Origin of the sequence: Moorena sp. SIO1F2, from assembly GCF_010672755.1 — a bacterium.
Taxonomy (GTDB): Bacteria; Cyanobacteriota; Cyanobacteriia; order Cyanobacteriales; family Coleofasciculaceae; genus Moorena.
Genome location: NZ_JAAHFV010000279.1, coordinates 1 through 8,769, shown reverse-complemented (window position 1 = coordinate 8,769; position 8,769 = coordinate 1). Strand labels below are relative to the sequence as shown.

Sequence of the window (8,769 nt, the reverse complement as noted above, 5' to 3'; positions counted from 1 at the left end):
TCTGTTGTGCTATTTATCAAGACAACTCTGGATCAGGACTCAGCACATGGGCTACGCCCACGCTACGGGAACAGCAATTAGCAATTAGGACTCAGGATTCAGCACATGGGCTACGCCCACGCTACGGGAACAGCACTCAGATTGCTATTCAAATGCCTGCCCAACGTGGTCAGCTTTATACCGCCATCTATCAGCCATCAATAGCTGGTCTGGGGCTGAGGAAGATATTACCAGATGCTGTCATGACTTCAGATCAATGGAAACAAGTTTTGGATACCTTAGAAACACCATTACGATTGCTAGAGGCTCCGGCAAATTTGGGAAGTTATGCTAGGGGTGTCTTGGAACTTGCTTATCTCGATTGGCAACAGGGAAAGCGACCCAACTGGTCAGAAGTACTGCCGTTTTATGGACAGCATCCAGTTTAAGAATTAAGAATTAAGAATTAAGAATTAAGAATTAAGAAAATTATATTTTTTTTGAAAATTTATAATTCAAATTATGGGGTATTTTTGAAATATAAATTGATAATTTATAATTGGAGCGAAGCGATTGACCAAGGAAGAAGAACGTGCGTACTGGCTGGCATGGTCCGAAGTTCCCGGTATCGGATCAGTATTGCTCCAACGGCTACAGCAACAGTTTGGGACTCTAGCAGAGGCTTGGAAAGCTTCAGCTTCAGAGTTAGGAGCAGTTGAAGGGTTCGGGGTGCGGCTGATCGAAAGAGTAGTGAAAATGCGTGGCCAAACTAATCCGGAACAGCTACTCGAGCAACACTTGGTCAAAAATCCTTGTTTCTGGACACCAGCGGATGGGGAGTATCCCCGCTTGTTACAGGAAATTCCTAGTCCTCCCGCAACACTATACTATAGCGGACTAGTTGATCTACAAGAAAATTACGGTAGCAAGCCCATAGTCGGTATTGTGGGTACCCGCAATCCCACCGAATACGGTAAACGTTGGACTCGTAAAATCAGTGCTACCCTTGCTAAGCATGGTTTTACAGTGGTGTCCGGTATGGCAGTGGGAATTGATACACAAGCCCATCGCGGCTGTCTGGAAGCGGGTGGTAGGACAATAGCAGTTTTGGGAACTGGTCTTGATGTGGTATATCCCTTGAGCAATAGTTATCTTTACAAACAAATTCAAGAACAGGGATTGGTAATCAGTGAGTATCCAGCCAGTACGAAACCCGCACGCTCAAATTTTCCCCAACGGAATCGGATTATTGCTGGTTTAAGCCGTGCAGTTTTGGTGATGGAAGCGCCTAACAAGTCCGGAGCGCTAATTACTGCTAGGCTAGCCAATGAGTTCTGTCGGGATGTCTATGCACTACCAGGTTCCTTAGATAATCCCAATTCTATCGGTTGTTTGGGACTGTTAAATCGGGGTGCCCATGTAATTTTAAGTGAAGGTCACTTGTTGGAAATGCTCGGAGCTATTCCAGAACTTGACCCCCACTCGGCTGTAGAAAAACCTTTACCCGCTTTACCTGTACCGACCTTAGAGCCAGGATTGGCAAAAGTGTTGGATGCGATCGCATTTGAACCAACCCCATTCGATATCATTGTCCAGCAAGCAGCTTTAGAAGCAGGCTCAGTATCCAGTGCCTTGTTACAGTTGGAACTAATGGGATTAGTGTCTCAGTCACCAGGGATGCGATATCGAAAATTAATCACTGGAATATGAAGCATGAATACAAATAACAGTAATTTACGTTCCTTGGCACAAAAGCGCAAATTGGCGATTGGAACGGGAGTGTCCATGGAACCGTTGCGAAACGATCCTAGTTATCAGGAGGTGTTGATGCGTGAATATAACATTGTGACACCAACTTATATCATCAAGTTTGAGCCGCTACAGCCCCAACGCCATCACTATAATTTTGACTGAAACCCAACATTCCCCCACTTTGCGAAGCAGGTGGGGGTGAGGGGTCTTGGGGCTAGTCTGCATTCCCTTGGGCTTCCATGTACTCCTTCAGCTTGTCGAGACTGGCTCCCCCAGCTGATACAGCACAGTAACCACGCTTCCAAAAAACAGGCTTCCAATAGAACTGCTTCAGATATTGTGCAAACTCTTTCCGGATCTCTCGACTGGTGATGGTTTTAAGTGCCATTGCTAGCTCAGATTCGGAAATATTGGGATGTTTGTCTATTAAAAGGTGAATATGGTCACGCTTGCCTAAGTCAGTCTGGCAATCCATTAGGATGCAACCACGCTTAAGACACATCTTGGCGATGATTTCACGAATACGTTTCAACATATCATCCGTGATGCAAGCATGGCGATATTTCGTGACAAAAACCATATGCACACTCAATGCTGTGACACTGTGAGCATGGCGGTTTAACTGTCTAGCCATGGGTTAACGACATATGCTAATATTAGTCATTATGGCACAGAAAAAACGACGAAAGGATTTAATTAGGACGGACAAATGGCAGTTAAAGCCATCTCAGCTACAACGTCAACTTCTAAGGCTGACAGTTCAAGAGTTCCGTTCTATTTGTCGTGGGTTGATTAGCGTCGTGTTTACCCATTGGCCTGAACTAGGTGGTCTTTCCAGCAAGCAAAGAATTCCAGCGGTTGAGCGGTTGATGCACAAGACACGTCAGAATCAATATCCTAAGTACGAGTACTTCATTCGTCGTTTCTATAAGTTCCCTTCCTACTACCGGAGGTCTGCTATCAGTTTTGCCATTGGTCAAGTTTCCTCATTTGTCACCCGTTATATGGAGTGGCAATCAGGAATCAGAAAGCGCAGAGACGCTAAACCACCACGGCTAAACGCTGATTGTGGCTGTTACCCTGCCCTGTACCAAGGTCAGTGCATCTTGTTTGGTGCTGCGATGGATACCGCCAAGATTAAGGTTTTCACTGGCACAGACTGGGTATGGACCCTCGTTCCGGTAGAAATCGAACCTGGATACAAACGTCATTTGCTTGATACCAATGAGAAGCTGTCACCCTATCTCATCGTCAACGAGAAAAAGTGTCACCTCTCAGTCCCGTTCAGATGCAATCCAGATGACAGGCAGGAAACTAATAGAGTCGTGTCAGTTGATCTTGGCATCAATACCACTGCTGTTGCTTCAGTTGTTACCTCAGATGGCACTGTTCTAGCTAGGCGCTTCATTCACCCTGGTAGAGACATAGACCGCAGAGATAAACGACTCAAGGGAATCAGCAAAAAAGCCAGTCTGAGCAATGGGAAGTTGCATAAAGGTTTTTGTCGGGGCAACTACCGCAAGGCTAGCAACATCAATACCCAGATTGCTCACTCTGTCTCTAGAGAACTGGTGGACTTTGCGGAAGCGTGGGGAGCCAAATTTATTGTGTTTGAGCTTCTCTTAGGCTGGAAACCTAGAGGCGGACGGAAACGTTCTAATCTGCGCCAACGCTTCCATGGATGGCTTCACAGGGCTATTGCAACCTGGACTGAAGCCAAGTGGAATGAACTAGGCGGTACGGTTAAGTACGTCAATCCTAGGGGCACTTCCAGCAATGCCTATGATGGTTCGGGTTCGGTCAAACGCGATTCTAAAAACTATGGTCTGTGTACATTCCCAACTGGGAAACGATACAACACAGATTTGCAGGCAACTTACAACATTGCTGCAAAGTATTGGTTCTATGAGCTTGTCCATAAAAAGGGTGAGGCTAAACGTGGCAAAAGAACCCGTTTAGCGCCTAGAAGTCGGGCTGTTACGCTTTCTACACTCTGGAACACTCCTAGTTCTAGTGTAGTGGGTTTTGACACCCCCAGTTATCCGTAGGATGCTGGGGGAGACTTCATGCTGCTGATAACTTTGTAGCCATTGCGAAAGCCAATCACATGCAGGTGCGCGGTCATAATCTAGTTTGGCATCATAGTGTGCCTTGGTGGCTAACCCACGGACAATGGACACCGGAAGAGTTAATCCATATCCTGCGACAACATATTCATACTGTTGTTGGTCACTATCGGGGACAATTAGCAGCTTGGGATGTGGTCAATGAAGCGGTAGCAGACCAAGACTCAGCAGGACAAAGGAAACGAGATACAATTTGGTTGCGCGGCATTGGACCAGAATACGTTGAGTTGGCATTTCGCTGGGCTCATGAAGCTGACCCCACAGTTCCCTTGTTTTATAATGACTACAGTGGAGAAGGACTTGGGGCAAAGTCAGATGCGATTTATGCCATGGTCAAAGACTTGCGGCAACGGGATGTCCCAATTCATGGCATTGGCTTTCAGATGCACATTAGTATTCAAAATCCTCCTAAGCCGGAAGACATAGCAGCAAACATGAAGCGTCTGGGTGAGTTGGGATTGCAGGTTCAGGTTACCGAGATGGACGTAAAAATCCATGATGGTAGTGGCACACCAGAAGAACGGGTGGCTGCTCAGACAAAGGTATATCGAGATATCCTCCAAGTTTGTTTAGAGGCTCCCAATTGTACAGCCTTCTTAACTTGGGAATTTGCAGATCATCATTCCTGGATTCCGGATTTCTTTGGTAAACCAGATTCTCCTCTACCTTTCGATGAATCCTATCGTCCTAAAGCTGCTTATCACGCGATGGTTGAGGTTTTTAAAATTGAGGCTTAAAAAGTAAAAAACAAAAGTAAAAATAGCTTAAATTATCCTTTTTAATTCAGTAAATTGTTGTATAATTTGGGAGCTAATTAATATGGTATATTTACCTGATACCCTCGAATTAACTATTAATTTAAGTGACGAACAATTTTTCCAGCTTTGTCAAGATAACAGGGATTTAAGATTTGAGCGCACTTCTGAAGGATATTTAATCATCATGTCACCTACGGGAGGAAATACAGGTAGACGAAATATTAAACTATCGACTCAACTAGAATTGTGGAGCAGTCAAATGAAACTTGGTGTTGCATTTGACTCTAATACAGGATTTAAACTACCTAATGGAGCAAATCGTTCTCCTGATGCGTCTTGGGTTAAACGAGAGCGTTGGGAAGGGTTAACCTTAGAAGAACAGGATAAATTTGTTCCTTTATGTCCTGATTTTGTGCTGGAATTGCGTTCTCCGAGTGATTCCCTGAAAATGGTGCAAACTAAACTCCGAGAATATATGGAAAATGGCGCTAGATTAGGATGGTTAATTGATCCCCAAAATAAGGTTGTGGAAATCTATCGTCCCAATCAAGATGTAGAAATTATCCAATCTCCAAAAACCTTATCAGGAGAAGATGTTTTATCTGGATTTACGTTAGATTTATCATAAATTATATGATATATTAGGCTATATATAGCAGTTACCAAGCCAATTTATAACTGCTATAGTTGACTAGGTTAATCTTGAGATAGTATCTCTACATCTGTCCAGAAAATTCCTGAAGCATCACTCTCGTTTTCGTAAATATCCTGTACGCTCGACCCCAAATAACCACCTACTATCAAGCTATTCAATAACCACAGTAGTAGCGGAAGTGCGCAAATACTCATCAAAAAGATTAGGGATTTTCGGATAGTGTTTATCACTGTCCTAACTCCGGTATAGGAAAAATAATTCCGCTTAACATTAGCCACGCTATAGCCAAAGTAAGCACAATGTTAAAACTCTGTCCTACCAAGTAAAGAATCATGGGTTTACCACCCTGAAGTTGTGTCCCTAAATCCCGAAAGTTCGAGTCTAGACCAATGGACAAAAATGCGATACAAAATAGCCAGCCGCGATAGGTCTTGGTTTGACTAAGAATGCCTTTAACTGTATCCATCCCCATCAAGGGAATACAAACAAAGGATACTAACAGAGAAGCAGCTATAAAACCTAAGATAAACTTGGGCAAACGTACCCATAATTCCATCATTTGTGGTTTAGGAGCATTTGGCTCGCGCTCTACACAAAAGACCCAAAATAAAGCGATCGCAAAAGCTATCACGCCGATCAGCATATTTTGAATCATCTTTACTAAAGCAGCAGCTTGACCAGCGATTTCCCCTACTGTTTCACCAGCAGCGACAACTGCGCCAGTAGAATCAATGGTTCCCCCCAGCCATGCACCACTGACTAATTCATTCATACCTACAGCCTTGAGAAACAAGGGCATGATCACCATCATGGCAACGGTAAAAATGAGAGTCATCCCTACAGCTAAAGTCAACTCGTTTTTCTTAGCCTTACAGGCTGCTGCTGCTGCAATAGCGGCTGATACACCACACACTGATGTGGATGTGGCGACTACCATCACCAGTGATTTCTGCTGCATGTTCAGAACCCGAGTACCAAACAGATACATAAATATGATCACAATAGGCGTAACTAGCCAAGCGATCGCTAAACCATAGGGTCCGAATTCCACAATTCGGTTAAAGAGAATTTCTGCACCGAGAATCACTAAGCCAGTCTTGATGTAATATTCAGTACGCACCGCTGGCATCATCCACCTTGGTGTACCAATAGTATTGCTGATGATTAGTCCAATCAACAATGCCCAGAAAGCATAGCCGAGGTTAATTGCTTTAGCGGTCTGTGAATTCCCCAGTATATAGGATAAAACTGCTAAAAGAAAGATAACCAAAAAGCCTGGTATCATGTTTCTGCCTTCTTTTCCCTTCATTACCAGGTTGCCAAGGGTAAACAGAGCACATAAACCAATGGCGAGCAATGCCAGTTTAGGAAGCAATTCCCAGGGGAGTGCCGATAATAGATCTATCCCTTTCCATTTGGGCATCTTTGGCACAACGGTTATGATGCCACTAAACACTGTCCCCAATAACAGCAGACCAATCCATACAGACCACCAGTCTTCTAATTTGTAAAGGTTAGACCATTTTGTTTGACTCATTAGTAGATTTTATTTTACCCTGGAACGCACCACCGAAATAATATCAATTCATAATACCAATTCGTAAAAGTAGCACGCTAAGATGCAGATGGGAAGATGGCGATCTCCCCACGCCGGGGTCAGTTTCTTTAACTATTTCCTATTCCCTGGGCAGAGCGCTATACTTTATTCTCGGTAACGATTGCTCCTAGTGGTACTTTCAAAGGCTCTAAACTCGAAATCCCCTGAAAGCCAACCAGAGCTAGGGAAATACGTCGGCGCTACCACAATGACCGAAACCCAAGGTTCATGTAGGGTGGGCAGTGCACCAGACAGATAATGAAGCTTGCAAAGCGCGTTGGTAGGCACTGCCCACCCTACGATTAATGACTACGATTAATGACAATGGTGCAAGATCTCAGACATACGTCGGCGCTACCACAATGACCGAAACCCAAGTGCAGCAGCGACTGCATCAAGAGAAGGAAATACTGCTGATAGACGCTAGATCTGCATCTGCTTTTGAGGCTATTTAGGAGGGTTTATCTTAAAATCCCAGTACAAACTGCTGGTCGAAGCTGAACATAAATTCAACTGTAAACCCATTAATTCCTTCCCAGGAAAGATTTAGAAACACAGGAGCCGCCTCTGCTTTATAAACGTAAGATGCGATCGCAATACACAGAGCAACACTGGTGAGTGCATTATTAACAATTTTGGCAAGTTTTTTTTTCATTTTTAGATTATCTCGACTACATTTGGTTACTAATGACTGTTCAAACAAAAATTAACTTTAATGGCTGATTAGATTGGTAGTTGATCAATTCCCTAGCAACGAGAGGTTATAACTAACAGCGCTAATATAATTCAGGAGCTCCCTCAAACTCCTCAATGAAGTTGATAACTATAGCTTCCTATGCCGTTCCAGGTTTCTGTAAAAACAATCAAGTGACGTTGATTATAATGATCTTATCAAATGCTCCGGACAACTTGTATCAAGTTATTATCAATATAATCAAGGAAGTTGTGAAGAGAGCTTTAAGGAAATATGAAACTAGTTTAGGACTTAGGCAAAAATAGTCACAAACAACTATAGGTAGTAGAACACTACAGGTATATTTGCTGTCTAATTCCTGTAGTTAAGACTAGTATCGTTAGATTATGAAAACTAAAAATTATGAATTGTGAAGACTGATAATACCTGATTTCGACATAACAAACTATCCTCTGATTGAGGAGCTTCGAGTCAGGAGTCAGACTAATTGATTTTTCAGTAATTTTTAAGATAGATAAATTCGCCCTTGACTACTCACAAAACTCTTGATATAATTCCTCAGTATTAGTTTTCCAACTATCTAAGTCCCCAAACACGGAAATCACTCGTACCACATCTAGGAAAAGATCCTGATCAGCAAAGTAACTCGCCAGCTGAGCAGTTTTATGCTCAGCTGGCAATTCAGCTTGGATAATCCGATACGCTTCACCACCCATAACTTGAAAGGGAATAGTTTCGGTATCTGTAATTAGTTGTCCATTATTATCAGTTGTGTTATACTGTACCCAGTAATAATATTCTTTACCTCGTTGAAGTGGCTGACCTTTACCATCAGCATTGTAAATAACACTAGTCTGATTATCGTTTACCTGATAAGACCATAAGGCTTTTCCATAGCGAGAGGAACGAACTTGAATGATATTAACACTTCCTTCCCAAGCAAATAGAGGTTGGTCACTCCAGGTGCGATAGGCAGCAATATTAGGAGAAATTGAACAAAACTCTCCATGGGTACCTGCTTCATCTTTCTTCCTACGAAAAATATCTCGGATCTTAGCCCATACAGATTGTGTTTTCTGTTTGGTTTGACTCACTGCTTTCGCTACTTGATTCCCTTGACTGGTAAACGAAGCTGCAATTGATACTGATGAGGTCGGAAAACTAATACTCATCGTTCCAGTAATTAGCAGTAGATAAAAGACTCTAAA

At 43.1% G+C, this 8,769-nt stretch carries 9 protein-coding genes and 2 pseudogenes; 7 read left to right on the top strand and 4 right to left on the bottom strand.

The genetic code is table 11. The features are described from left to right. From F6J94_RS25255 to F6J94_RS25245, 3 genes and pseudogenes are all read left to right on the top strand, one after another. Positions 1–428: pseudogene (locus F6J94_RS25255) on the top strand (hypothetical protein); the annotation flags it as partial. Between the two features lie 124 nt (positions 429–552). Further along, on the top strand, positions 553–1,689 hold the full coding sequence (gene dprA, locus F6J94_RS25250) for a DNA-processing protein DprA (protein WP_293045180.1): 1,137 nt from the start codon (positions 553–555) through the stop codon (positions 1,687–1,689). A gap of 3 nt (positions 1,690–1,692) precedes the next feature. Beyond that, entirely contained in the window at positions 1,693–1,893 is a 201-nt protein-coding gene (locus F6J94_RS25245) for an endo-1,4-beta-xylanase (RefSeq protein ID WP_293045178.1), read from the top strand. A 52-nt stretch (positions 1,894–1,945) separates the two neighbouring features. Here the strand turns inward: F6J94_RS25245 and tnpA are convergent, their stop codons facing one another. Beyond that, positions 1,946–2,365: an IS200/IS605 family transposase gene (tnpA, locus tag F6J94_RS25240; protein ID WP_293018467.1), complete on the bottom strand. Its 420-nt coding sequence runs from the start codon at positions 2,363–2,365 to the stop codon at positions 1,946–1,948. A 31-nt stretch (positions 2,366–2,396) separates the two neighbouring features. On the opposite strand from tnpA, the gene F6J94_RS25235 reads away from it, so the two are divergent. From F6J94_RS25235 to F6J94_RS25225, 3 genes and pseudogenes are all read left to right on the top strand, one after another. Further along, positions 2,397–3,779, top strand: coding sequence for a transposase (locus F6J94_RS25235; protein WP_293045176.1), 1,383 nt, complete (start codon positions 2,397–2,399; stop codon positions 3,777–3,779). Positions 3,780–3,808: 29 nt separating this feature from the next. Next, positions 3,809–4,594: pseudogene (locus F6J94_RS25230) on the top strand (endo-1,4-beta-xylanase); the annotation flags it as partial. Positions 4,595–4,676: 82 nt separating this feature from the next. Beyond that, positions 4,677–5,243 (top strand): Uma2 family endonuclease, encoded by a 567-nt coding sequence (locus F6J94_RS25225; RefSeq protein ID WP_293045174.1) that lies wholly within the window; start codon positions 4,677–4,679, stop codon positions 5,241–5,243. A 253-nt stretch (positions 5,244–5,496) separates the two neighbouring features. Here F6J94_RS25225 and F6J94_RS25220 read toward each other — a convergent pair whose 3' ends face one another. After that, positions 5,497–6,807, bottom strand: coding sequence for a putative sulfate exporter family transporter (locus F6J94_RS25220; protein WP_293045172.1), 1,311 nt, complete (start codon positions 6,805–6,807; stop codon positions 5,497–5,499). Between the two features lie 365 nt (positions 6,808–7,172). Between F6J94_RS25220 and F6J94_RS25215 the strand changes: the two genes are divergently transcribed. Then, on the top strand, positions 7,173–7,322 hold the full coding sequence (locus tag F6J94_RS25215; protein WP_293018454.1) for a hypothetical protein: 150 nt from the start codon (positions 7,173–7,175) through the stop codon (positions 7,320–7,322). Between the two features lie 11 nt (positions 7,323–7,333). Here the strand turns inward: F6J94_RS25215 and F6J94_RS25210 are convergent, their stop codons facing one another. After that, positions 7,334–7,522, bottom strand: a complete 189-nt coding sequence (locus F6J94_RS25210; protein ID WP_293045170.1) for a hypothetical protein — start codon at positions 7,520–7,522, stop codon at positions 7,334–7,336. A gap of 569 nt (positions 7,523–8,091) precedes the next feature. Then, positions 8,092–8,769, bottom strand: a 678-nt coding sequence (locus tag F6J94_RS25205) for a hypothetical protein (RefSeq protein ID WP_293045168.1), incomplete at its 5' end; no start/stop codon positions are given.